General features: G+C 71.3%; 25 protein-coding genes and 1 tRNA gene. 6 read left to right on the top strand and 20 right to left on the bottom strand.

The genetic code is table 11. From position 1 onward, the window contains the following. Positions 1 to 104: 104 nt before the first annotated feature. The 8 genes from rnc to AB0C96_RS31150 form a co-directional block, all read right to left on the bottom strand. Complete coding sequence (rnc, locus tag AB0C96_RS31185) at positions 105 to 989, bottom strand: ribonuclease III (RefSeq protein ID WP_362922006.1); 885 nt, start codon at positions 987 to 989, stop codon at positions 105 to 107. 19 nt (positions 990 to 1008) lie between these two features. Continuing rightward, positions 1009 to 1182, bottom strand: coding sequence for a 50S ribosomal protein L32 (gene rpmF, locus AB0C96_RS31180; RefSeq protein WP_003951102.1), 174 nt, complete (start codon positions 1180 to 1182; stop codon positions 1009 to 1011). A 2-nt stretch (positions 1183 to 1184) separates the two neighbouring features. Continuing rightward, positions 1185 to 1778, bottom strand: a complete 594-nt coding sequence (locus AB0C96_RS31175) for a YceD family protein (protein WP_362922004.1) — start codon at positions 1776 to 1778, stop codon at positions 1185 to 1187. Positions 1779 to 1989: 211 nt separating this feature from the next. Beyond that, the gene (locus tag AB0C96_RS31170) at positions 1990 to 3141 is read right to left on the bottom strand and encodes a cell division initiation protein (protein WP_362922002.1); all 1152 of its coding nucleotides are present in this window, start codon (positions 3139 to 3141) and stop codon (positions 1990 to 1992) included. A gap of 128 nt (positions 3142 to 3269) precedes the next feature. Continuing rightward, positions 3270 to 3782 carry a pantetheine-phosphate adenylyltransferase gene (gene coaD, locus AB0C96_RS31165; RefSeq protein ID WP_362922000.1) on the bottom strand — a complete coding sequence of 171 codons (513 nt, stop codon included), beginning with the start codon at positions 3780 to 3782 and terminating at the stop codon, positions 3270 to 3272. Continuing rightward, a complete protein-coding gene (rsmD, locus tag AB0C96_RS31160) occupies positions 3779 to 4378 on the bottom strand; it encodes a 16S rRNA (guanine(966)-N(2))-methyltransferase RsmD (RefSeq protein ID WP_362921998.1) in 600 nt (199 codons plus the stop codon). Before rsmD ends, coaD begins: the two co-directional genes overlap by 4 nt. Positions 4379 to 4573: 195 nt before the next feature. Next, positions 4574 to 7633 (bottom strand): helicase-related protein, encoded by a 3060-nt coding sequence (locus AB0C96_RS31155; RefSeq protein ID WP_362921996.1) that lies wholly within the window; start codon positions 7631 to 7633, stop codon positions 4574 to 4576. A 56-nt stretch (positions 7634 to 7689) separates the two neighbouring features. Further along, a complete protein-coding gene (locus AB0C96_RS31150; RefSeq protein ID WP_362921994.1) occupies positions 7690 to 9336 on the bottom strand; it encodes a DAK2 domain-containing protein in 1647 nt (548 codons plus the stop codon). A 232-nt stretch (positions 9337 to 9568) separates the two neighbouring features. Between AB0C96_RS31150 and rpmB the strand changes: the two genes are divergently transcribed. After that, positions 9569 to 9754 (top strand): 50S ribosomal protein L28, encoded by a 186-nt coding sequence (gene rpmB, locus AB0C96_RS31145; RefSeq protein WP_006602870.1) that lies wholly within the window; start codon positions 9569 to 9571, stop codon positions 9752 to 9754. Between the two features lie 126 nt (positions 9755 to 9880). Here the strand turns inward: rpmB and thiD are convergent, their stop codons facing one another. Then, complete coding sequence (thiD, locus tag AB0C96_RS31140; protein ID WP_362921992.1) at positions 9881 to 10693, bottom strand: bifunctional hydroxymethylpyrimidine kinase/phosphomethylpyrimidine kinase; 813 nt, start codon at positions 10691 to 10693, stop codon at positions 9881 to 9883. 10 nt (positions 10694 to 10703) lie between these two features. Continuing rightward, positions 10704 to 11672, bottom strand: coding sequence for a thiamine-phosphate kinase (locus AB0C96_RS31135; protein WP_362921990.1), 969 nt, complete (start codon positions 11670 to 11672; stop codon positions 10704 to 10706). A 158-nt stretch (positions 11673 to 11830) separates the two neighbouring features. On the opposite strand from AB0C96_RS31135, the gene AB0C96_RS31130 reads away from it, so the two are divergent. Together AB0C96_RS31130 and AB0C96_RS31125 are read left to right on the top strand one after the other, a co-directional pair. Then, complete coding sequence (locus AB0C96_RS31130; RefSeq protein ID WP_018087181.1) at positions 11831 to 12064, top strand: Lrp/AsnC ligand binding domain-containing protein; 234 nt, start codon at positions 11831 to 11833, stop codon at positions 12062 to 12064. 8 nt (positions 12065 to 12072) lie between these two features. Further along, a complete protein-coding gene (locus AB0C96_RS31125; RefSeq protein ID WP_362921988.1) occupies positions 12073 to 12564 on the top strand; it encodes a DUF3515 domain-containing protein in 492 nt (163 codons plus the stop codon). Here AB0C96_RS31125 and AB0C96_RS31120 read toward each other — a convergent pair. From AB0C96_RS31120 to AB0C96_RS31110, 3 genes are all read right to left on the bottom strand, one after another. Continuing rightward, the gene (locus AB0C96_RS31120; protein WP_362921986.1) at positions 12561 to 13697 is read right to left on the bottom strand and encodes a D-alanine--D-alanine ligase family protein; all 1137 of its coding nucleotides are present in this window, start codon (positions 13695 to 13697) and stop codon (positions 12561 to 12563) included. The genes AB0C96_RS31125 and AB0C96_RS31120 overlap by 4 nt on opposite strands. 92 nt (positions 13698 to 13789) lie before the next feature. Then, positions 13790 to 14791, bottom strand: a complete 1002-nt coding sequence (locus tag AB0C96_RS31115) for an NAD(P)H-dependent glycerol-3-phosphate dehydrogenase (protein WP_362921984.1) — start codon at positions 14789 to 14791, stop codon at positions 13790 to 13792. Continuing rightward, a complete protein-coding gene (locus AB0C96_RS31110) occupies positions 14788 to 15657 on the bottom strand; it encodes a lysophospholipid acyltransferase family protein (protein WP_362921982.1) in 870 nt (289 codons plus the stop codon). Before AB0C96_RS31110 ends, AB0C96_RS31115 begins: the two co-directional genes overlap by 4 nt. Positions 15658 to 15797: 140 nt before the next feature. Here AB0C96_RS31110 and cofC point away from each other — a divergent pair, with 140 nt between their 5' ends. Further along, positions 15798 to 16481, top strand: coding sequence for a 2-phospho-L-lactate guanylyltransferase (gene cofC / locus AB0C96_RS31105; protein ID WP_362921980.1), 684 nt, complete (start codon positions 15798 to 15800; stop codon positions 16479 to 16481). On the opposite strand, the gene AB0C96_RS31100 is transcribed toward cofC, so the two are convergent. The 5 genes from AB0C96_RS31100 to leuC all read right to left on the bottom strand — a co-directional run bounded on the left by AB0C96_RS31100 (position 16462) and on the right by leuC (position 20032). Next, positions 16462 to 16665, bottom strand: coding sequence for a hypothetical protein (locus tag AB0C96_RS31100; RefSeq protein WP_362921979.1), 204 nt, complete (start codon positions 16663 to 16665; stop codon positions 16462 to 16464). The two genes, cofC and AB0C96_RS31100, sit on opposite strands and share 20 nt — an antisense overlap. A 142-nt stretch (positions 16666 to 16807) precedes the next feature. Further along, positions 16808 to 17470 (bottom strand): HU family DNA-binding protein, encoded by a 663-nt coding sequence (locus AB0C96_RS31095; RefSeq protein ID WP_362921977.1) that lies wholly within the window; start codon positions 17468 to 17470, stop codon positions 16808 to 16810. 125 nt (positions 17471 to 17595) lie between these two features. Continuing rightward, positions 17596 to 17841 carry a hypothetical protein gene (locus AB0C96_RS31090; protein ID WP_362921975.1) on the bottom strand — a complete coding sequence of 82 codons (246 nt, stop codon included), beginning with the start codon at positions 17839 to 17841 and terminating at the stop codon, positions 17596 to 17598. Between the two features lie 136 nt (positions 17842 to 17977). Then, complete coding sequence (gene leuD / locus AB0C96_RS31085; RefSeq protein ID WP_362921974.1) at positions 17978 to 18586, bottom strand: 3-isopropylmalate dehydratase small subunit; 609 nt, start codon at positions 18584 to 18586, stop codon at positions 17978 to 17980. Positions 18587 to 18589: 3 nt separating this feature from the next. After that, positions 18590 to 20032: a 3-isopropylmalate dehydratase large subunit gene (gene leuC, locus AB0C96_RS31080; RefSeq protein WP_362921973.1), complete on the bottom strand. Its 1443-nt coding sequence runs from the start codon at positions 20030 to 20032 to the stop codon at positions 18590 to 18592. A 175-nt stretch (positions 20033 to 20207) separates the two neighbouring features. Here leuC and ndgR point away from each other — a divergent pair, with 175 nt between their 5' ends. Further along, positions 20208 to 20924: an IclR family transcriptional regulator NdgR gene (gene ndgR, locus AB0C96_RS31075; RefSeq protein WP_026169203.1), complete on the top strand. Its 717-nt coding sequence runs from the start codon at positions 20208 to 20210 to the stop codon at positions 20922 to 20924. Between the two features lie 87 nt (positions 20925 to 21011). Here the strand turns inward: ndgR and AB0C96_RS31070 are convergent, their stop codons facing one another. Further along, entirely contained in the window at positions 21012 to 21491 is a 480-nt protein-coding gene (locus tag AB0C96_RS31070; RefSeq protein WP_362921971.1) for a DUF4188 domain-containing protein, read from the bottom strand. A gap of 88 nt (positions 21492 to 21579) precedes the next feature. On the opposite strand from AB0C96_RS31070, the gene AB0C96_RS31065 reads away from it, so the two are divergent. Beyond that, positions 21580 to 22227 carry a MerR family transcriptional regulator gene (locus tag AB0C96_RS31065; protein ID WP_362921969.1) on the top strand — a complete coding sequence of 216 codons (648 nt, stop codon included), beginning with the start codon at positions 21580 to 21582 and terminating at the stop codon, positions 22225 to 22227. Positions 22228 to 22272: 45 nt separating this feature from the next. On the opposite strand, the gene AB0C96_RS31060 is transcribed toward AB0C96_RS31065, so the two are convergent. Then, positions 22273 to 22345, bottom strand: a tRNA-Glu gene (locus AB0C96_RS31060). Positions 22346 to 22377 lie beyond the last annotated feature (32 nt).

Genomic DNA, 22377 nt, shown 5'->3' with positions numbered 1-22377 from the left:
GGCTCCTCGGGACGTCGGGACCACAGGACGACGGGTGGGGAAAGACTTCTGACCCCGTACGACGCGGCGCGGCGGCCGCCCCGTACGGGGTCAGAAACGGTGGTTCAGTGCGACGCCGACGACGGGTCGTCGCCGGAAGCCGGAGCCGCGGACGGCTGCGCGGTGGTAGCCGCACCGGTGGAGCCGGTGCTCGCACCGGGCGCCGACGGGTCACCGTCGCCGGAAGCTGCCGCCTTGGCCGCCTCGTCCGCCGCGGCGCGGATCGCGCGCCATGCGGACTCGGCAGCCTGCTGCTCGGCTTCCTTCTTGCTGCGGCCGGTGCCGGTGCCGTACGAGACACCACCGACGCGGGCGGCAGCAGTAAAGGTCTTCTCGTGATCCGGCCCGGTCTCGGTGACCAGGTACTCCGGAACACCCAGGCCCTCGGTCGCGGTGAGCTCCTGGAGGCTGGTCTTCCAGTCCAGGCCCGCGCCCAGGCTGGAGGACTTCTCGATGAGCGGGTCGAAGAGCCGGTGCACCAGCTCGCCGGCCGCGTCGAGGCCCTGGTCGAGATAGACCGCGCCGATCACCGCTTCCAGGGTGTCGGCGAGGATGGAGGCCTTGTCCCGGCCGCCGGTGCCCTCTTCGCCCCGGCCGAGCCGGATGAAGGCGCCGAGGTCGAGGCCGCGGCCCACCTCGGCGAGCGCACGCGAGTTGACCACCGCGGCCCGCAGCTTGGCCAGCTGGCCTTCCGGCAGGTCGGGGTGGATGCGGTACAGCGTGTCGGTGACCACCAGGCCGAGGACCGAATCCCCGAGGAATTCGAGCCGCTCGTTGGTGGGCAGACCACCGTTCTCGTACGCGTACGAGCGGTGCGTCAGTGCACGCACCAGAAGGGCGGACTCGAGCTTGTACCCGAGCCGCCCTTCCAGAAGCGTGAGAGACGAGGCCGTGTCCGCCGGAGTCGGTTCATCCCCACGTTTGCGGGGAGTCGATGTGGCGTCTGACATAGAGCCTGTCACCAGCCGCTCAGACCTCTAGGACCTGGCGCTTGTTGTAGGTGCCGCAGCTCGGGCACGCGATGTGCTGCTGCTTCGGCTCGTGGCAGCGCTCGCACGCCACCAGGGTGGGGACCGCAGCCTTCCACTGCGACCGGCGGTGGCGCGTGTTGCTGCGCGACATCTTCCGCTTCGGAACAGCCACGGCTACTTCTCCTGAGGTTCATCCCCGCCGTCGCGGGGTGCGTTTTCCTTCTCGCCGTCCTTGACGGTCTCGGCGAGTCCCTGCAGTGCCGCCCAACGGATGTCGACGGCATCGTGGTGGTGGTCCGGGTCGTCCGCCAGCCGCGCCCCGCAATCGGAGCACAGGCCCGGGCAGTCTTCCTGGCACACCGGCTGCATCGGCAGTGTGAGCACCACCGCATCACGCAGCACGGGTTCGAGGTCGAACAGGTCGTCCTCGACGAAGAGCGTGTCCTCCTCGTCCTCGGCGTCGTCGCCGGCGTCCTTCTCGTGGACGTAGGCGTCGGCGTCGGGGTAGGCGAACAACTCCTGGAAGTCGCTGGTGAGCTCTCGCTCCAGCGGCTCCAGACACCTTACGCACTCCCCCTTGACCGTTGCACGGGCGGTGCCTGTGACCAGCACCCCGTCCATGACCGATTCCAGGCGGAGGTCGAGCTCGATCGATGCGCCCTCGGGCACAGCGATGACCTCGTTGCCGAGGTCCCGGGGGGCCTCGACGGAGCGGGACAGCCGCTTCAGCGCGCCGGGACGCCGGCCCAGCTCACGCGTGTCGAACACGAGAGGGGCACGATGGTCGAGGCGGGCGTTGATGGCTTCCTGCTTTCTACGGGGTCTTCGTGCCGCCTGTCATTTCACCTGTGGTTCCACCGGTGAAATTCGGGCAGCAGAGATCGCGGGAATACGCGCGACCGAAGAGCCAGGATACTGGAAGGGCCCCGATAGGCCCAATCCGCACCCGGCCGCACACCGGTCCTGCGGTTCGGGCCGCCTACTGGCGCCCCTCCTCGTACTGCCGCAGCTGATCCAGGTTGATCATGCTGGTGTCGAAGAGGCTGGTCTCCTCCAGCGCGCCGGCCTGCGCGGTGTGGCCGTGCGCGCCGTGCTGGCCCTGTTGAGGGACCTGCTGCTGGAGGTAGGCGTTCGGGTCGTAGCCCTGCTGCTGGGCCTGCTGCTGCCAGCCGTAGGCGTACGGGTCCTGGTGCTGGGCGTACTGGTCGTGCTCGTGCGGCAGCTGCTGGGGCTGCTGGTAGCCGTAGACGTCCTGCTGCGGGTAGGCCGCCGGGTCGGGGTAGCCGTGCGGGGCGTAGTCCGGCTGCTGGGGCTGGAGCGGCTGCTGGTGGTCCTGGGGGTGGGGCTGATGGGGCTGCGCCGGCACCGCGGACGTCTGGGCGTCCTGGTCGGCGCCGATGCCCGCGAGCTCGGCGAGGTACTCGGCGTCCGCCTGCGGCTGGTGTCCGGACTGCGTGTCGCCCGCCGTCGCCATGTGGGCCGCGAGTTCGTCGATCGCACGGGCTCCCTGGAGCTTGTCGCGGCCGCGGCCGACCGCCTCCAGCGTCTTGGTCAGCACGGCGTGGAAGGCGCCGAACTTGGCGTCCACGTACGCGTCGGCGCGCTGCCTGAGGACCTCCGGGTCGGCGCTGCGCTCGGGGACCTCGGCGTCCGGGTCCTCCTCGCCGTCCGCCGCGTAGAGCCCCGGTCCGCGGCCCAGCAGCTTGTCTCGCCCGCGGTCGACGGATCCGATGGTCTTGGTGAGGACGACCTCGAAGTTGGCGAGCTTGCTGTCGACGTAGTCGTCGGCCTCGGCGCGGATCTCCTCCGCCTCCCGGCGGGCCTCTGCGAGGATCCGGTCCGCCTCGTCCTGGGACTGCCGGGCGACCTCGGTGTCGGAGATCAGCGAACCGCGCTGGGCGTGCGCGGACTCGATGATCCGCTCCGCCTCGGCCCGCGCGTCCTCGACCATCTGCGCCCGCCCGCCGAGCAGTTCCTGCGCCTGCGCGAGGGAGCCGGGCAGTGCCTCGCGCACCTCCTCCAGCAGGGCGAGCAGCTCGGCGCGGTTGACCACGCACGATGCCGACATGGGCATGGACCGGGCGCCGGCGACGGTCGCGACGATGTCGTCGAGCTTCTTCTGCACGTCCACCTTGGACTCGCCACTCTCTGAGGGGTTGGAACGACGGAACGGGACGACTGTACGTCCACGAGCCCTCCGCCCGACACCAACTGACAGGCCGTCAGTCGGGCGGTGGGCGCCGGTGCACCGGGGTGCGGTCAGTCCTTCTTGCGCAGGCGCTCGGTGAGGGCTTCGAAGACGAACGGCGGCACCAGGTGGGAGACGTCCCCGCCCCAGGCGGCGACCTCCTTCACCAGGCTGGAGGACAGGAAGCTGTACGTGGGGTTGGTGGGGACGAAGAGGGTCTCCACACCGGAGAGGCCGTTGTTCATCTGGGCCATCTGCAACTCGTAGTCGAAGTCGCTGACGGCCCGCAGGCCCTTGACGATCGCGGGGATGTCGCGCTGCTTGCAGAAGTCCACGAGCAGGCCGTGGAAGGCCTCCACCTCGACGTTGCCGTACTCGGCGGTGGCGCGGCGGATCAGGTCGATGCGCTCCTCGACCGTGAACAGCCCCTGCTTGGACTTGTTGATCATCACGGCGACGTGGACGACGTCGTACAGCTTGGAGGCACGGGCGATGATGTCCAGGTGCCCGTTGGTGATGGGGTCGAAGGACCCCGGACAGACGGCGCGGCGCAACTTCGGTTCCTCGCTCTCCGGTCCGGTCATGACACGCTTGTTGACGTCGATTCGGCGGACGCCGAAGCGGCGCGACCGTACCAAAGCGTCCCCTCGCCGTAGCGACGGGCCTTGATCGCTTCAAAACCGTCCGGCCATGCGAACGTGCCGCCTCGGGTACTCCGCTCCACGGTGACGAGTGCCCGCTCCGCTAGCCACCCCTGACCACGGAGTGTGAGCAGGATCTCGCACAGATCCTGGTCGGTCACCGCGTACGGCGGGTCCAGGAAGACGATGTCGTACGGCTCGACCGGGGCCGGTGCGGCGGCGACCTGCTCGGCCTTGCCGGGCCGGACCTCGGCGCCCGGCAGGCCGACCGCCTTGACGTTGTCCCGGATGGTGCGCACCGCACGGGCGTCGGCCTCGACCAGCAGCACATGCTCGGCGCCGCGGGAGAGGGCCTCCAGACCGACCGCGCCGGAGCCGCCGTAGAGGTCGAGCACCCGGGCGCCGGCCAGCGGTCCGTCGAGCGACTCCCAGGTGGAGAACATGCCCTCGCGGGCCCGGTCGGAGGTCGGGCGGGTGCCGTTCCCCGGTGGTACGGCCAGGCGGCGGCCGCCGGCCGTACCGGCGATCACGCGGGTCATGGGCCCGTCCTTACGTCGTGCGTGGTCGGTGTGGGTGGACGTGCTGGTGGGAGCCGGTCGGGCTCCGCTCCTCCACGATATTCCGTCGGCCGGCGGCGGACGTCCGCCCGCGGCGCCCCGGAGCCGCCCGGTCCCGTGATCGATCTCACGTGGTGGGCGCCGTCCCGCCCGGCGGTCACCAGCCGTCCCGCCCCGTCAGCCCTTGTCCAGATACTGCTCCCGTTCCTCGTCCAGGAGGGCGGACAGCGCGATCCGCAGCTCCGGATAGCCGGTCAGCTCGGGGTCGTCGGCGACCAGCGCCGTGGCCTCCTCACGGGCGGCCGCGATGACCTCCTCGTCGTCGATGACCGCGAGCATCCGCAGCGAGGAGCGGACGCCGGACTGCGCCTGGCCCAGCACATCGCCCTCGCGCCGCTGCTCCAGGTCGATGCGGGAGAGCTCGAAGCCGTCGAGGGTGCCGGCCACCGCGGCGAGCCGGGCGCGGGCCGGACTGGCCTCGGGCATCTCGGTGACCAGCAGACACAGGCCGGGTGCCGTGCCGCGGCCGACCCGGCCGCGGAGCTGGTGCAGCTGGGAGACGCCGAAGCGGTCGGCGTCCATGATCACCATGCCGGTGGCGTTCGGGACGTTCACCCCGACCTCGATGACCGTCGTCGCGACCAGCACGTCCAGCTCGCCGGCGGCGAACCGGCGCATCACCTCGTCCTTGTCGTCCGGTGGCATCCGGCCGTGCAGCACCGCCACCCGCAGGCCGGCGAGCGGCCCCTTGGTGAGCTGTTCGGCGATGTCGAGGACCGCGAGCGGGGGGCGCTTCTCGGCCACGTCCTCCGGTGAACTCGCCTTGGCGGCGGCCCCCTTGGCGCCGGCCGCGCCCTTCTTCGCCCCCTTGGGCGCCTCCTCCTCGTCGTCGCCGATCCGCGGGCACACCACATAGCCCTGATGCCCTGCCGCCACCTCTTCACGGACCCGCTCCCAGGCGCGGGCGAGGAAGTGCGGCTTGTCCTTGGCGGGCACCACATGGGTGGCGATCGGCGAGCGCCCGGCGGGGAGTTGGTCCAGGACGGAGGTCTCCAGATCGCCGAAGACGGTCATCGCGACCGTGCGCGGAATGGGTGTCGCGGTCATCACCAGCAGGTGCGGTGTCTGCTTCTCCCGCTGGGAGTGCCCCTTGCCGCGCAGCGCGTCCCGCTGCTCGACGCCGAAGCGGTGCTGTTCGTCGACGACCACCAACCCCAGGTCGTGGAACTGCACCTTGTCCTCGATCAGGGCGTGCGTGCCGACGACGATCCCGGCCTCGCCGGTGACCAGGTCCAGCAGCGCCTGCCGTCGGGCCGCGGCACCCATCGAGCCGGTCAGCAGCACCACCTTCGTGCCCTGTTCGGCCCCGCCCAGCAGTCCGCCCTCGGCAAGATCCCCCATCATCTCCGTGATCGAGCGGTGGTGTTGCTGGGCGAGCACCTCGGTGGGCGCCAGCATCGCGGCCTGGCCTCCGCTGTCGACCACGCCGAGCATGGCGCGCAGGGCGACCATCGTGTTGTGGGTGACGGTGAAGTGGTCGGTCACATAGGCGTGGTCGGGGTGCGCCACGCTGATGCACTGGACGGGCTTGCGGCCCACCTGCTCGATGGCCTCGATGCTGCGCCGGAAGCCGCGGCCGCCGCCGGACACCGCGTCCGGCAGGGCCACCGACACGTCGCACCCGCCGTCTCCCACCGGGTCGATCCGGGACCGGCCTCCCAGGGAGCGCACCAGCCAGGCGAGGTCACCGGCCAGCGGGGCGGCCGCCGCACGGAACACCGCGCCGTCCGCCGTGCGCACTCCCCGGGCGTCCAGCAGGCCCCGCACCACGGCCAGCCGGTCCTTGCGCGGCGCGTTCAGGTAGGCGTCCGGCACCCGGCCGGCCGGGTCGTCGGCGCCGCCCTCGCCCGGCGCCGCGCCGGCTCCGTTACCGCCCGGCGCCCTGACCTCCTCGGTCTCGGCCCCGCCCAGCGCCCTCCCCAGCTCGTACGGATCGCGGGGGCGGTGCCCACCGCCGTCGAGGTCCACCGGGGTGGCCGGGGCGATGGACCACTTCGGGCGGCCGTCGGCGTCCCGCAGGTCTCCCCGCAGCTCGCGGGTCGTCAGCACCCGCTCCTGCCCGTCGCCGTCCCCGACGATCCACAGGTGCTCGTCATCGCACTCGACGGCGCTGCCGTCCGACAGCACCAGCCGCCACACCTCCCGCTCCCCCTGCGGGAAGACGCCGTCCACCACGGCCGGCTCGCCGCTCGGCACCACCACCTCCGTGCCGACGGTCATCTCCCCCATGGGGCGGAAGCCGCGCGGGGTGAGCACCAGGGCGTCCAGCGGCTGGGCCTTGCCGGAGCCCACCTCGCCCTGGAGGAGGCGGTGCATGGGGTGGGCGGTCGCCAGGTCGTCGAAGATCTCCCGGCTGACCTTCTGCTGGCCTTCGGTGAGGGTGAACGGCAGCTCGGCATCGAACGCGTCGAGGATCCCGTCCTTGACCAACGTCCTTGCCACCGCCGGGAGTTGGGTGTCGGCGAGGCGGCGTCGGGCGAGCGCGACCTGCATCACGAACGCCTCGTCCCACTTCAGCCGGGCGCGCGCATCGGCGATGTCGGCCTTGGTGCCCGGTCGGTGGATCTTGAGCAGCGCCTCGGTGAGCGGGACCAGCGCCCGGCCCTCGCGCAGCGCCGGCGGCAGCGGGTCGACGGCGTCCTGGGCGCTGGGCAGCACCGCGTCGACCGCCTTGGCGATCTTCCAGGACGCCATCTGCTGACAGGCCGGATAGATCGGCATCAGCTGATTGGCGAAGGCGTCCACGGCTTCGCTGTCGGCACTGCCGTCGAGGAGCTGGTATTCGGGGTGGGCGAGCTGCAATTTGCGGTTGAAGAGCGACACCTTGCCGGCGAACATCGCACGGCGCCCCGGGATCAGCTCTTTGTGCGGCTTGTGGATGCCCTTGCCGAAAAAGACCAGCTGGAGCCGGCCGCTGCCGTCGGTGAGCGTCACTTCGAGGCGCTGCCCCCGGCCGGCATTGAATTTCAGCACCCGGGAATCCGCGACCTGCGCGACGACCGTGACGTGTTCGTCCAGGGGGAGGTCCGAGAGGCGGGTCAGCTCACCGCGCTCGGCATAACGCCGCGGATAGTGGTGCAACAGATCGCCGACCGTGTGCAGGTCGAGGTGCTCGGCCAGCACCTTCGCGGTGGTGCCGCCGAGGATCTTCTTCAGGGGTTCGTCGAGCGCTGCCACGCGTCTATTGCACACCACGCCTCTGACAATCGCGCCGCTCCCGGCATTCGGCGCCGCTACTCCACACCGATGAGCAGCGGTGCCGCGTACTGGCCGCCGTCGTAGACGACCGTGTCCACGGCCAGGTGCCGCTCGCGGACGTGCCGTTCCAGCCGCTCGCCGAGGGAGGCGGGCGCCTGCGCGCCGAGGACCAGGGTCACCATCTCGCCGCCCGCGGAGAGCATCCGGTCCAGGACCGTCATCGCGATGCGGGTGAGGTCCGAGCCGATCACCGCGACGTCGCCGTCGATCAGACCGAGGACGTCCCCGGCCTGGCAGACGCCGGCCATCGTCCAGGACTGCCGCTCGGCGACGGCCAGCTCGGCGTAGCGGGTGGCGCCCGCCGCCGAGGTCATGGCGACCGCGTCCTCGTCGAAGCTGCGGCCCGGCTCGTGCACGGCCAGTGCCGCGATGCCCTGGACGGCGGAGCGGGTGGGGATCAGGGCGACCCGCACGCCCTCGGTGCGGGCCTGTTCCGCGGCGGCCGCCGCGGTGTGCCGCAGCTCGGGGTCGTTGGGCAGCAGCATCACCTCGCGGGCGTGCGCCTGCCGGATCGCCTGCACCAGCTCACCGCTGGCGGGCGGCTCCCCGGGACGTACGGCGACGACGGTCGCGCCCGCCTCGGTGCACAGCCCGGCGAGCCCGGGGCCCGGCACCACCGCGACCACGGCCCGGGCCGCCAGCGCCGGCTCCTTGACCCGGGCGGCGCCGCCGAAGTGGGTGATGGCGATCCGGTACGGCCGGCCCGCCTCGATGCCGGCCTCGACGGCGGCGCCCGCATCGTCGACGTGCACATGGACGTTCCACAGCCCGTCCCCGCCGACCACCACCAGGGAGTCGCCGAGCGCGTCGAGCCGGGTCCGCAGCCGCGCCACCGCCGCGTCCTCGGCCTCCAGCAGGTAGATCACCTCGAACGCCGGCCCACCCGGTTCCCGGCAGTCGTCCGCCGCCTCCCGGGCGGCGGCCTCGCAGCCGGCCGCCTCGGGGAGCGGGGCGTCGGCCCGTACCGCGACCGGGGTCACCGAGACCTCCCCGGACAGCGCGTCGGCGAGCGCGCCCAGCAGCGCGACGAGACCGCAGCCGCCGGCGTCCACGACGCCCGCCCGGCCGAGGACGGCGAGCTGTCCCGGGGTCTCCTTCAGGGCGCTGCGGGCGCCCTCGTGGGCGGCACGGGCGATCTCGGCGGCGCCGGCGGTCCCGCCGGCGGCCCGCTCGGCGGCGTCGGCGGCGGCCGTGGCCACCGTCAGGAGGGTGCCCTCCACCGGGTGCGCGACCGCCTCGTACGTCGAGGCCGCGGCCCGGCGCAGCGCCCGCCGCAGGGCATCGGCCGAGCCGTCGGCGCCCGCCAGGACCTCGGTCATCCCGCGCAGCAGCTGGGCCACGATCGTGCCGGAGTTGCCGCGCGCCCCGATCAGGGCGCCGTGTGCCATGGCGCCGATGGCGTCCGCGAGGCGGGGCGCGGTGCCGGCCGAGGCGTGCCCGTCGAAGGCGGCCTCGACCGCGCGGGCGGCCGATTCGAGCGTCAGGTAGAGGTTGGTGCCGGTGTCCCCGTCCGCCACCGGGTAGACGTTGATGGCGTCGATCCGCTCGCGTTCCCGGCCGAGCGCCTCCAGCGCCAGCCCGCACCAGGAGCGGACCGCGGCGGCGTCGAGCGGGTACGGCACGTCGTCCTCCTGGGTCGCGGGATGCACCGCACAGTAGCCGCGCTGCGGCGGGGAGGCCGGGGCGGGGCCCGGGGGTGCGTGATAGTTTCGTTCTACGGGAGCGGTCGTTGTATGCTGCTCCGGTTGTCCGATGCGAATCGGGCCATTTCCTCTCCTGACGACGCCGGCCGGGCAATGCACTCGGCTCGTCAGGATTTCACCGTAAGTGCATCTGAAGTCTTTGGAGTGACCCGTGGCTGCCAACTGCGACGTCTGCGGCAAGGGGCCGGGCTTCGGCAAGAGTGTCTCGCACTCGCATCGCCGCACCAACCGTCGTTGGAACCCCAACATCCAGACGGTGCGTGCAGTGATCGGGCGCACGCCGAAGAAGCTGAACGCCTGCACCTCGTGCATCAAGGCCGGCAAGGTCTCGCGCTGACGCCATAGCCGTAGCGCAGCCCAACCGGTTGCTTGTGAAGCCGGTCCACCTCCTAGGTGGGCCGGCTTCTGCCTTTCCCGTTCCGGCCGGGCGACCCGGTCCGCACCCCCGCCCGGGCCTGACCCGTCAGTGCTCGGTGCGCAGCCGCCAGCCGTGGTCCACGGGGCCGATGCCCGCGCCCAGCCGGAATCCGGCCGCGATGGCGCCGGTGACGTAGTCCTTGGCCGCCGCGGCGGCCTGCGGCACGGTGTCCCCCTTGGCGAGTCGTGCGGCGATCGCGCTGGCGAGGGTGCAGCCGGTGCCGTGGGTGTGCCGGTTGTCGTGCCGGGGCGCGCGCAGCCAGTGCTCCTCGGTGCCGTCGGTGAGCAGGTCGACGGCGTCGACGGCGCCGTCCCCGGCCGGTAGGTGGCCGCCCTTGATGAGCGCCCAGCGCGGCCCGAAGTCCAGCACGGCGGCGGCCGCCCGGCGCAGGTCCGCCTCCTCCCGGACGCGTACGCCGGTCAGCTGGGCGACCTCGTCCAGGTTGGGGGTGGCGACCGTGGCCGTCGGCAGCAGCGCGGTGCGCAAGGCGTCCAGGGCGCTCGCGGCGAGCAGCGGATCGCCGTGTTTGGAGACCCCCACGGGGTCGACGACCACCGGGACGGTCAGTTCGGCGAGCAGCTCCGCGACGGTCCCGACGAGCTCCGCCGAGGAGAGCATGCCGGTCTTGACCGCCTGGACGCCGATGTCGTCCACGACGCTGCGGAACTGGGTCCGTACGGCATCCGCCGGCAGTTCCCACGCGCCGTGGACGCCCAGGGAGTTCTGGGCGGTGACGGCGGTCACCACGCTCATGCCGTGCGTGCCGAGCGCCAGCATCGTCTTGAGGTCGGCCTGAATGCCCGCGCCGCCACCGGAGTCGGACCCGGCGACGGTCAGGACGCGTGGAGGGGTGTGCATGCCGCCGAATCTACTCGGCGTCCCCGTTGTCCCCGAAGTGGTCCCAGCCGGCCTTCGCCCAGGGGGCACCGTCGACCGTCACCTGCGGCAGCGCCGACGGATGGAGCACCTCGCCGATGACCTTCCAACGGGCCGGCAGCTTCACGTCCGGCGGGAAGGTGGCCACGATCGCGTGGTCCTCGCCGCCGTTGAGCACCCACTGCATGGGGTCCACGCCGACGGCGGTACCGATGTCGGACATCTGCGAGGGGATGTCGATCGCCGCGGAGCGCAGATCGATCCGGACCTTGCTGGCCTCGGCGATGTGCCCGAGGTCGGCGACGAGTCCGTCGCTGACGTCGGTCATCGCGGTGGCGCCGAGTCCGGCGGCGGCCGGGCCCGCGTGGTACGGCGGCTCGGGACGGCGGTGCGCCTCCACGAAGGCGCGCGGCGAGCGGAAGCCGCGGGAGAGCACGGCGTGTCCGGCGGCGGACCAGCCGAGCCAGCCGGTCACCGCGACCACGTCGCCGGGCTGGGCGCCGGCCCGGGTGACCGGCTCCTGGTTGCGCAGGTCGCCGAGCGCGGTGATCGCCACGGTGATGGTGTCGCCGCGTACCACGTCCCCGCCGACGACCGCGGCGCCGGCCACCTGGCACTCGTCGCGCAGCCCGTCCATCAGCTCGGTCGGCCAGGTCGCGGGGAGCTCGGCGGGGACGACCAGGCCGAGCAGGATCGCGGTGGGCACCGCGCCCATCGCCGCGATGTCGGCGAGGTTCTGTGCGGCGGCCTTGCGGCCGACGTCGTAGGCCGTGGACCAGTCGCGCCGGAAGTGCCGGCCCTCCAGGAGGATGTCGGTGCTGGCGACCACCCTCCGGTCCGGCGCGGTGACCACCGCGGCGTCGTCACCCGGCCCGATCCGTACCGCCGGAGTGGAGGTGAGCCGGGAGGTGAGCTCCCTGATCAGCCCGAACTCCCCCAGCTCCCCCACGGTGCCCTTCATGCTGTTGCCCTTCCCATGTGTACGGACGGTCCGTACGTGGCTGACGACTGCGCCGCACTTGCCGAGATCACCGCGCGGGTCTCCCCGCTCCGCGCGGTGACGCGGTACCGTGGCGTCCCTTCTTCCCACATGATCCTCGTAGCCGCCCTGGAGGTTCCGTGGTACAGGCCTACATCCTGATCCAGACCGAGGTCGGCAAGGCCTCGGCGGTGGCGGAGGTGATCTCGAAGATCCACGGCGTGCTTCAGGCCGAGGACGTGACCGGCCCCTATGACGTCATCGTGCGCGCCCAAGCCGACACCGTCGACGAACTGGGGCGCATGGTGGTCGCGAAGGTCCAGCAAGTGGAGGGGATCACCCGCACCCTTACCTGCCCGGTCGTTCATCTGTAGCTCCCCGTATGCTCGGCCGGGTGAACTGTACGCGTCGCCGGTACTCGGCCCTGCCGTTGCTCACCGTGCTGTTCGCCGCGGTGGGCTGCTCCTCTTCCCAGGACGTGGCCGTTCCTTCTCCGCAGGGCGAGGCGGCACGGCACTGCCGGGCGCTCCAGGAGGAACTGCCGCGTACCGTGGACGGGCTGGAGCGGGGTACCCCCGAGCCCGCCTCCGACTTCACTGCCATATGGGGCGATCCTGCCGTGAAACTGCGCTGCGGGGTGCCGAAGCCCGACGTCCTGACGTACGGGAGTGAACATTACAACCCGAATCCCGACGCGGCGGAAGTCAACGGCGTCCGGTGGCTCTTCGAGAAGCAGGACGACGGATATCGGTTCACGACCGTGCTGCGCAAGGCCTACGTCGAGGTGACCGTGCCAGGGACGTACGCGCCCGAGGTCGACGTGCTCGTCGACCTCGCGGGCGCCGTACAAAAGACCGTGCCGCAGGGCGTCTAGCGCAGCCCCGTGGAGCGGTGCAGGGCGGCCTGGAGGAGCCGGTCGATCAGCTCCGGGTAGCTCACACCGCTCTCCTGCCACATCCGCGGGTACATCGAGATGGGCGTGAATCCGGGGAGCGTGTTGATCTCGTTGATCACGAACTCGCCGTTGTCCTGAAGGAAGAAATCGGCCCGTACCAGGCCCTCGCAGGACGCCGCCTCGAACGCCGCGACCGCCAGCTCCTGGACCTCGGCGGTCTGCTCGTCGGTCAGCGGGGCCGGCACGATGCCGGTGGCCGAGTCGATGTACTTGGCCTCGAAGTCGTAGAAGTCGTGCGCGGTGACCGGTGGGATCTCGGCCGGCACGCTGGCCCGCGGGCCGTCCTCGAACTCCAGCACGCCGCACTCGATCTCGCGGCCGCGCAGCAGCGACTCCACGAGGATCTTGGGGTCGTGCGCCCGGGCCTCCTCGATCGCCTCGTCCAGGCCCGCCAGGTCGTCGACCTTGCTGATGCCCATGGACGAGCCGGCCCGGGCGGGCTTCACGAAGAGCGGCCAGCCGTGCTCGCCGGCGAAGTCGACGATCTTCTTGCGGGCGGCCGCGGGGTCCTTCTCCCACTCCCGGGGGCGGATGACCTCGTACGGGCCGACCGGCAGCCCGAAGGAGGCGAACACCCGCTTCATGTAGTCCTTGTCCTGGCCGACGGCCGAGGCGAGCACGCCGGAGCCGACGTAGGGCACGCCGGAGAGCTCCAGCAGGCCCTGGAGGGTGCCGTCCTCGCCGTAGGGGCCGTGCAGGACGGGGAAGACGACGTCGACCTCGCCGAGCGCCTTGGGGACCGAGCCCGGCTCGCTGTAGACCATCTCGCGGTTGGTGGGGTCGACGGGGAGCACCACGCCGCCCTCGGTGGACTCGGCGAGCTCGGCCACGGTGGGCAGCCGCCGGTCCACGATGGCCATCCGGTCGGGGTCGTCGGCGGTCAGCGCCCAGCGACCGTCGGTGGTGATGCCGATGGGCAGCACGTCGTACTTCTCGCGGTCGATGGCGCGCAGCACGGCTCCGGCGGTGAGTACCGAAATGGTGTGCTCGGAGCTGCGCCCGCCGAACACGACGGCGACGCGGGGCTTGGGGGAGGAGGTCTGGCTGCTCATATCGCGTTGAGGGTACCTGCTGGTAGGGGCTGCGTCAGTGCTGCGGCAGCCGTTGGTGGTACGGCGCCGTCCGGGCCGGTGCGCGGTGTCGCTCAGTGCCGTTCGGATTTCGCGCTGCGCGCCATCAGCTCCTTGAGGGCGACCATCGGGGGCTTGCCGTCGTGGACGATGCTCACGACCGTCTCGGTGAGCGGCATGTCGACGCCGTGCCGGCGGGCCAGATCCAGTACGGATTCGCAGGACTTGACGCCCTCGGCGGTCTGCTTGGTGACCGCGATGGTCTCCTGGAGGGTCATACCGCGGCCGAGGTTGGTGCCGAAGGTGTTGTTGCGCGACAGCGGCGAGGAGCAGGTGGCGACGAGGTCGCCCATGCCGGCCAGGCCTGCGAAGGTGTGCGCGTCGGCGCCCATGGCGAGGCCGAGCCGGGTGGTCTCGGCCAGACCGCGGGTGATCAGGGACGCCTTGGCGTTGTCGCCCAGGCCCATGCCGGTGGCGATGCCGACGGCGAGCGCGATGACGTTCTTGACCGCACCGCCCAGTTCGCAGCCCACCACGTCGGTGTTGGTGTACGGGCGGAAGTACGAGGTGTGGCAGGCGGTCTGGAGTCGGCGGGCGACCGCCTCGTCGGTGCAGGCGATGACCGCGGCGGCGGGCTGCCGGGCCGCGACCTCCTTGGCCAGGTTGGGTCCGGTCAGCACCGCGACGCGCTCCGCGGGCACCTTGGCGACCTCCTCGATGACCTCGCTCATGCGCTTGGCCGTGCCGAGTTCGACGCCCTTCATCAGGGAGACCAGGACCGTGTCGGCGGGCAGCAGAGGTGCCCATTCGGCGAGATTTCCGCGCAGCGTCTGGGACGGGACCGCCAGGACCGCGAACTCCGCGTCGCGGGCCGCCTCCGCAGGGTCGGTAGTGGCGCGTACGGACCCGGGGAGCTCCACTCCCGGCAGGTAGTCGGGGTTGGTGCGGCCGCTGTTGATGGCGTCGACGAGGGCTGCCCGGCGCCCCCACAGGGTCACCTCGCATCCCGCGTCGGCGAGCACCATCGCGAATGCGGTGCCCCAGGACCCCGTGCCGTAGACGGCGCAGCGCGTCACTTGCCTTCATCCTCCTGTGCCTGCTGGGTGCTTCGGGCCTGCTGGGGGGCGAGTGCTCCGTCGGTGCCCTCGGTGGCGGCAGCCGGCTCGGCGGGGGCCGCTGCGGCGCCCCGGGTGGCCTTGGCGGCTTCCCGGGCGGCGCGGCGCTCGGCGGCGACGGCCTTGCGCCAGTCGTACGGTTCGGCCGGCGCCGCCTCGTCGCGGAGCTGGGCGAGCTGCTCGGTGATCGCGGCCATGATGACCTCGGTGACCGCGCGCAGCACCTCGGCGGTCGGCTCCTGGCCGTAGTACGCGCTCAGGTCGACCGGCGGCCCCGCCTTGACCCGCAGCGTCTTGCGGGGCAGGAGCTGGAGCTTCTTCTCCTTGGCGTAGGGCGGCATCGCGTCGTTGGCGCCCCACTGCGCGACGGGGATGACCGGCGCCTTCGTCAGCAACGCCACCCGTGCCGCACCGGTCTTGCCCTGCATGGGCCACAGCTCGGGGTCGCGGGTGAGGGTGCCCTCGGGGTAGAACGCGACGCATTCGCCCTTGTGGATGGCGTCGACGGCGGCGCGGAACGCGTTCGCCGCGTCGGTCGTTTCCCGGTAGACGGGGATCTGTCCGGTGCCGCGCATCATCAGCCCGACAAAACCGCTCTTGAAGAGTCCGGCCTTGGCGAGGAATCGGGGGACCCGGCCGGTGTTGTACTGATAGTGCGCATAGGACAGCGGATCAAGATACGAGTTGTGGTTGACCGCGGTGATAAATCCGCCGTCGCCCGGAATGTGCTCCATTCCCTGCCAGTCCCGCTTGAACAGAACCAGGAGCGGCGGTTTGCAGATGACCGCGGCCAAGCGGTACCAGAAGCCGATTCTGCGGCGGGACACTGGGACACCCTCCTTGTGGGACCTGCGAAGCTGCTGCGGGCCGGCAGCCGCACAAGTGTCGCCCCAGGTACCCGCTATGTCGAGAACACCGTAACCCCGGCGCTCCCGGAGAGCGGCGGCAGCAGGTGAGAATGGCGCCGATGCGAAGAGACGGAGTGGACGGCGAGGCAGCGGCGGCCTGGAGCCTGGTGGTACCGCTGAAACCGCTGGTGCGGGCCAAGAGCAGGCTCTCCCGGGCCGCCGGTGAGGAGTTCCGGCCGCGCTTGGCGCTCGCATTCGCCCTGGACACCGTGGCAGCGGCGCTGGCCTGCGAAGACGTGCAGGATGTGGTGGTTGTCACGGATGATCAGCCGGCCGGAGAGCGGTTGGCGGCGCTGGGGGCGCACATCGTTCCCGACACACCGGCCCGGGGGCTCAACGCGGCTCTGGCCCACGGGGCGAGCGAGGTCCGGGCGCGCCGCCCGGGCGCGTCGGTCGCCGCGCTCAACGCCGACCTGCCCGCGCTCCGTCCGGCGGAGCTGGCACGGGTGCTCCATTCCGCTTCGCTATTTCCCCGCGCATTTCTCGCGGATGCGGCGGATATCGGGACAACACTTCTGACCGCGACTTCCGGCGTGGAATTGGCACCGGCATTCGGCGGCGCGTCGCGGGCCCGTCACCTGGCATCCGGAGCGCGGGAGATCACCCTGCCGGACGTGCCCTCGGTACGCCGCGACGTGGACACCGGCGAGGATCTGCGGACCGCGCTGGCGCTGGGCGTCGGCCCGCACACCGCGCTCCAGGCACCGGCGCTGCCGCCGCAGGTCAGAGCGTCTGGAGCGTGATCAACGCGATGTGTCGGGCGTCGCCCTCACCGGTGACCTCGATGCGCACCCGCTGACCGGGGCGCAGCAGCAGGAGCCCGCCGGCGTCGAAGGCCGCCGCGTCGAAGGGCAGCGGGGTGCCGTCGTCCAGCAGCACGCTGCCGGAGCGGGTCTCGGTGTCGTACGTGTACGCGGTGGCCTGCATGGGAGAGAGCCTAGACGAGGGCGTCCGGTGCCCCTGCGGGCGTCCGCGGGGCGGGATCCGGCGGTTCCGGGCGGCCGAAAGCACCGCGGGCCGGGCTCCCCGGAGGGAGACCGGCCCGACGCATGGCGTCGCCGCTGCCGAATTACCGCTTGCGGGCGGTGGTCTTCTTCGCGGTGGTCTTGCGCGCGGTGGCCTTCTTGGCGGGGGCCTTCTTCGCCGTTGCCTTCTTGGCGGGGGCGGTCTTCTTCGCGGCGGCCTTCTTGGCCGTCGTCGCCTTCTTGGCGGCGGTCTTCTTGGCGGCGGCGGTGGTGGTCTTCTTCGCCGTGACCTTCTTCGCCGTGACCTTCTTCGCGGTGACCTTCTTCGCGGTCACCTTCTTCGCCGCCACCTTCTTCGCGGGCGCGGCCTTCTTCGCCGCGGCCTTCTTGACGGCGGCCTTCTTGACGGCGGCCTTCTTGATGGCCGCACCGCCGGTCAGGCTGCCCTTGGGGGCCTTCTTGACGGAGACCTCGCCACCCTTGGGGAGCTTCTTCGAGCCGCTCACCAGGTCCTTGAAGCCCTGACCGGCGCGGAAACGCGGCACCGAGGTCTTCTTGACCCGCACGCGCTCACCCGTCTGCGGGTTGCGGGCGTAGCGGGCCGGGCGGTCGACCTTCTCGAACGAGCCGAATCCGGTGACCGAAACGCGGTCACCGGAGACCACCGCACGGACGATTGCGTCCAGTACGGCGTCGACCGCCTCCGCGGCGTTCTGGCGGCCGCCGAGCTTGTCGGCAATGGCTTCTACGAGCTGCGCCTTGTTCACGTCTTCCCCTTCGGAGACATTGCTGGAACGAAAGTTTCCAAGCTTTTTCGCACGTTAGGCAGATATATACCGCAAATCAAACACGAAACGGGCTAATCACCCTTGTGCCGCAACGAACTCGACCTTCACGGACTTCCGTCGGCGTGCACATCTTCGGGATAACGACCTTCGTCGAGGTCTTCCATGAACCACTCCAGACGCCTTGCCGCGTCCGCAAGATCGTGTTTAGCCGCGGCCGTGATGACGAGCAGCTTCCGGGTCAGCGCCATCCGTACGCCCTCCGGGACTTGCAGTGTCCGCACTCTTGCGTGTGCGTCCTTGAGCCGGTCGGCGACGAAACCGTAGAGCTTGAGTTGGTCGTCGCGTTCCATGCGCTAATTGTGCCATCTGCGGCGAGTTGTCGCTTCACGGGGCCTCAACAGCCGCCTCGACAAGCCGATGCGCCCCCTGCCAACTGCACAGGGGGCGCATCGTACGCAATAAGGCTTTGAGCCATAAAACCCGAGGTCAGACCTCGATGGTACGCGGCTTGAACGACGGCCTGTTCACCTCGTACGCGGCGATGGAGGACTCCTCCCGAAGGGTGAGGCTGATGTCGTCCAGTCCCTCCATCAGACGCCAACGGGCGTTCTCGTCCAGCTCGAAGTCGGCGACCACCCGCGTTCCGTCGGGCCCCTCCGCACGGACCTGCCGACCGACCAGGTCGACGGTCACCTCGGCGGACGGATCGGCCTCCACCAGCTTCTGGAGCCGGTCCACGGTCTCCTGCGGCAGGACCACCGTCAGCAGGCCGTTCTTGAGGGAGTTGCCCCGGAAGATGTCCGCGAACCGGGAGGAGATGACGGCCTTGAAGCCGTAGTTCTGGAGCGCCCAGACGGCGTGCTCGCGCGAGGAGCCGGTGCCGAAGTCGGGGCCGGCGACCAGCACCGTGGCGCCCTTGTACGCCTCCTGGTTGAGCACGAACTCCGGGTCCTTGCGCCAGGCCTCGAACAGCCCGTCCTCGAAGCCGTCGCGGGTGACCTTCTTCAGCCAGTGGGCCGGAATGATCTGGTCGGTGTCGACGTTGCTGCGGCGCAGCGGGACCGCCCGGCCGGTGTGGGTGGTGAAAGCTTCCATGGTTCAGACTCCCGCGGGCGTGGTGACGTCGGACTGGCCCGCCGTGGCGACCAGGTCGGCCGGTGAGGCCAGATGGCCGAGAACCGCCGTTGCGGCGGCAACCTGCGGCGAGACCAGGTGGGTACGACCACCCTTGCCCTGACGGCCCTCGAAGTTGCGGTTGGAGGTGGACGCCGAGCGCTCGCCGGGGGCCAGCTGGTCGGGGTTCATGCCCAGGCACATCGAGCAGCCCGCGTGCCGCCATTCGGCACCCGCCGCGGTGAAGACCTTGTCCAGGCCCTCGGCGACGGCCTCCAGGGAGACCCGCACCGAGCCGGGAACGATCAGCATCCGTACGCCGTCGGCGACCTTGCGACCCTCCAGGATCGCGGCCGCGGAGCGCAGGTCCTCGATGCGACCGTTGGTGCAGGAACCTACGAAGACGGTGTCCACGGTGATCTCGCGCAGCGGCTGACCCGCCGTCAACCCCATGTACTCCAGGGCCTTTTCGGCGGCCAGTCGCTCCGAGGCGTCCTCGTACGAAGCCGGGTCGGGGACGCTCGCCGAAAGCGGTGCGCCCTGGCCGGGGTTGGTGCCCCAGGTGACGAACGGCGACAGCGAAGCGGCGTCGATGCGCACCTCGGCGTCGAAGACCGCGTCGTCGTCGGTGCGCAGCGTCTTCCAGTACGCGACCGCGGCGTCCCAGTCCTCGCCCGTGGGGGCGTGGTCGCGGCCCTGGAGGTAGTCGAAGGTGGTCTGGTCGGGGGCGATCATGCCGGCCCGGGCGCCCGCCTCGATCGACATGTTGCAGATGGTCATCCGGGCCTCCATCGAGAGCTTCTCGATGGCCGAGCCGCGGTACTCCAGGACGTAGCCCTGGCCGCCGCCGGTACCGATCTTGGCGATGATCGCCAGGATCAGGTCCTTGGCGGTGACGCCCTCGGGCAGCTCGCCGTCCACGGTGATCGCCATGGTCCTGAAGGGGGCCAGCGGCAGCGTCTGGGTGGCCAGGACGTGCTCGACCTGGCTCGTACCGATGCCGAACGCCAGGGCTCCGAAGGCTCCGTGGGTGGAGGTGTGGCTGTCACCGCAGACCACGGTGGTGCCGGGCTGGGTCAGCCCCAACTGCGGCCCCACGACGTGCACAACGCCCTGCTCGACGTCGCCCAGCGGGTGCAGCCGGACGCCGAACTCGGCGCAGTTCTTGCGCAGCGTCTCCAGCTGGGTGCGCGAGACCGGGTCGGCGATCGGCTTGTCGATGTCGAGGGTCGGGGTGTTGTGGTCCTCAGTGGCGATGGTCAGGTCCGTCCGGCGCACCTGGCGGCCGGCCTTGCGGAGGCCGTCGAACGCCTGCGGGCTGGTGACCTCGTGCAGCAGGTGCAGATCAATGAAGAGGAGGTCGGGCTCGCCTTCCGCGCGCCGGACGACATGGTCGTCCCAGACCTTCTCCGCGAGTGTCCGTCCCATCGCTTTCCCTCCGGCCGGCCGCTGTGCCGGCCTTGCTCGTCCATGCGCGATCGCCCGCAGAAATCCCCCTGCCGGGCCTTACGCCGGGCCCTGGTCGAGGGCCACGTCTACAGACTGACGACTTCCCTGGAAAATTGAACTTGCGTTTCACAGTGTGAGACGCAAGTATCGTTGCATGGACAACTCTAGCGGCGTCGGCGTTCTCGACAAGGCAGCTCTGGTTTTGAGTGCCCTGGAGTCCGGTCCGGCCACCCTCGCCGGGCTGGTCGCGGCGACCGGGCTCGCACGACCCACGGCCCACCGACTGGCCGTGGCACTGGAACACCACCGGATGGTGGCGAGGGACATGCAGGGCCGGTTCATCCTGGGCCCGCGGCTCTCCGAGCTGGCCGCGGCGGCCGGCGAGGACCGCCTGCTGGCCACGGCCGGACCGGTGCTCACCCACCTACGCGACGTGACCGGCGAGAGCGCCCAGCTCTATCGCCGGCAGGGCGACATGCGGATCTGCGTGGCGGCGGCGGAACGGCTGTCCGGACTGCGGGACACCGTCCCGGTCGGCTCCACGCTCCCCATGAAGGCCGGCTCGGCCGCCCAGATCCTGATGGCCTGGGAGGAGCCGGAGCGGCTGCACCGCGGCCTTCAGGGCGCGCGCTTCACGGCCACCGCGCTCTCCGGCGTGCGGCGCCGCGGCTGGGCCCAGTCGATCGGCGAGCGGGAGCCCGGCGTGGCCTCGGTCTCCGCCCCCGTTCGCGGCCCCTCCAACCGCGTGGTGGCCGCCGTCTCGGTCTCCGGGCCGATCGAGCGGCTGACCCGCCACCCGGGCCGGATGCACGCCCAGGCGGTCATCGACGCGGCGGCCCGCCTCTCCGAGGGCCTGCGCCGCACCGGCTGACGACGACGCTCCGGCCCCGTACCGGAGACGCCCCGGCCCTGTACGGATCCATCCGTACAGGGCCGGGGCGTCTCCGGGTGCCGTGGTTCAGGCCGCGAGTCGCTCCGCCGCCCGCTCGCCGCGCCGCGCGACCGGCACCACTCCCCGGGCCGCCGCCAGCCCGAACGGCGGCATATCGACGTAGATGCTCTCGTACGAGCCCGCCGGGACGACGAACGTCTCGTGCCAGATGCCCACCCGGCCGCGCCCCGCCCGCGCCCGCCGGTTGAAGGCGGCCCAGGCCGGCCGGTGCTCGCCGCCCTGATCGCTCGCGTAGGCCAGCAGCTTCTCCTTCGACTCCCAGTACTGAAGGACGCCGAAGTTCCGCAGTCCGGGCACGATGCGGCGCCCCAGCATCCCCCGCTCCCGGTCCCGCGCCAACTCCTTGATCATCCCCGGCATCGCCAGGAACACCGGCAGCCAACTGCGCACCGCCCGCCAGCTGTTGATCCGCATCCCGATGAGGAAGACCACCAGCTCCCCCGTGCCGTCCGCGGTCATCCGCCCCTGTACCGGCTTGCCCTTCATGACAGCCCCCTCCGTCGCGCCTCGACATTAGATAGTCGCGCTATCCATGATTGGATAGTGCCACTCTCCAATGAAGGGTGCAAGGGGTATGCGACTGGCAGAGCTCAGCGAGCGCAGCAGCATCTCCACCGCCACGATCAAGTACTACCTGCGCGAACGGCTGCTGCCGCCGGGCCGCCGGATCACCGCCACCCAGTCCGAGTACGACGAGGACCACCTGCGCCGGCTTCGACTGGTGCGGGCCCTGATCCAGGTCGGCCGGGTCCCGGTGAGCACCGCCCGCGAGGTGGTGGCCGCCGTCGAGGACGACTCCCGCGACCAGCTCTCCCGCCTCGGTACGGCCGTCCGGGCGCTGCCGCACGGCCCCGAGCCCGATGAGCCCGGCCCCTCGACGGACGTCGCCCGGCGCACCGCCGGCGAACTGCTGGAGCGCGTGGGCTGGCGCTTCAACCTGGAGCTCGCGGACCAGTCCCGGGCCTTCCGCACGCTCGTCGCCGCGATCGTCGCACTGCACCGCCTCGGCTACGCGTGCGACACCGCCCACCTGCTGCCCTACGCCCGCATGGCGGCCGAGCTGGCCGTCGTCGACCTGAACCTGGTCGAGGAGTACGAGACGCCGGCGGAGCAGGTGGAAGCGGCGGTGGCGCTGGCCGTGCCCTACGAGCCGGCGCTGCTGAGCCTGCACCGACCGGCGGAGGCGGAGGAGGCCAACAAGCGCTTCGGGACGGGGCGTTGACGCAGAAAGGCCCTCCGCGTCACCGCGGAGGGCCTTTCCTATGTGTACCCCCGACCGGATTCGAACCGGCGCTACCGCCTTGAGAGGGCGGCGTGCTAGGCCGCTACACAACGGGGGCAAGTCTTCGTGCAGTTGAGCCCGTCGCACGGA

Source organism: Streptomyces sp. NPDC048506, assembly GCF_040651315.1.
Taxonomy (GTDB): Bacteria; Actinomycetota; Actinomycetes; order Streptomycetales; family Streptomycetaceae; genus Streptomyces.
Note: the sequence above shows the minus strand (reverse complement) of the source record. Positions and strands in the feature narration are given on the sequence as shown.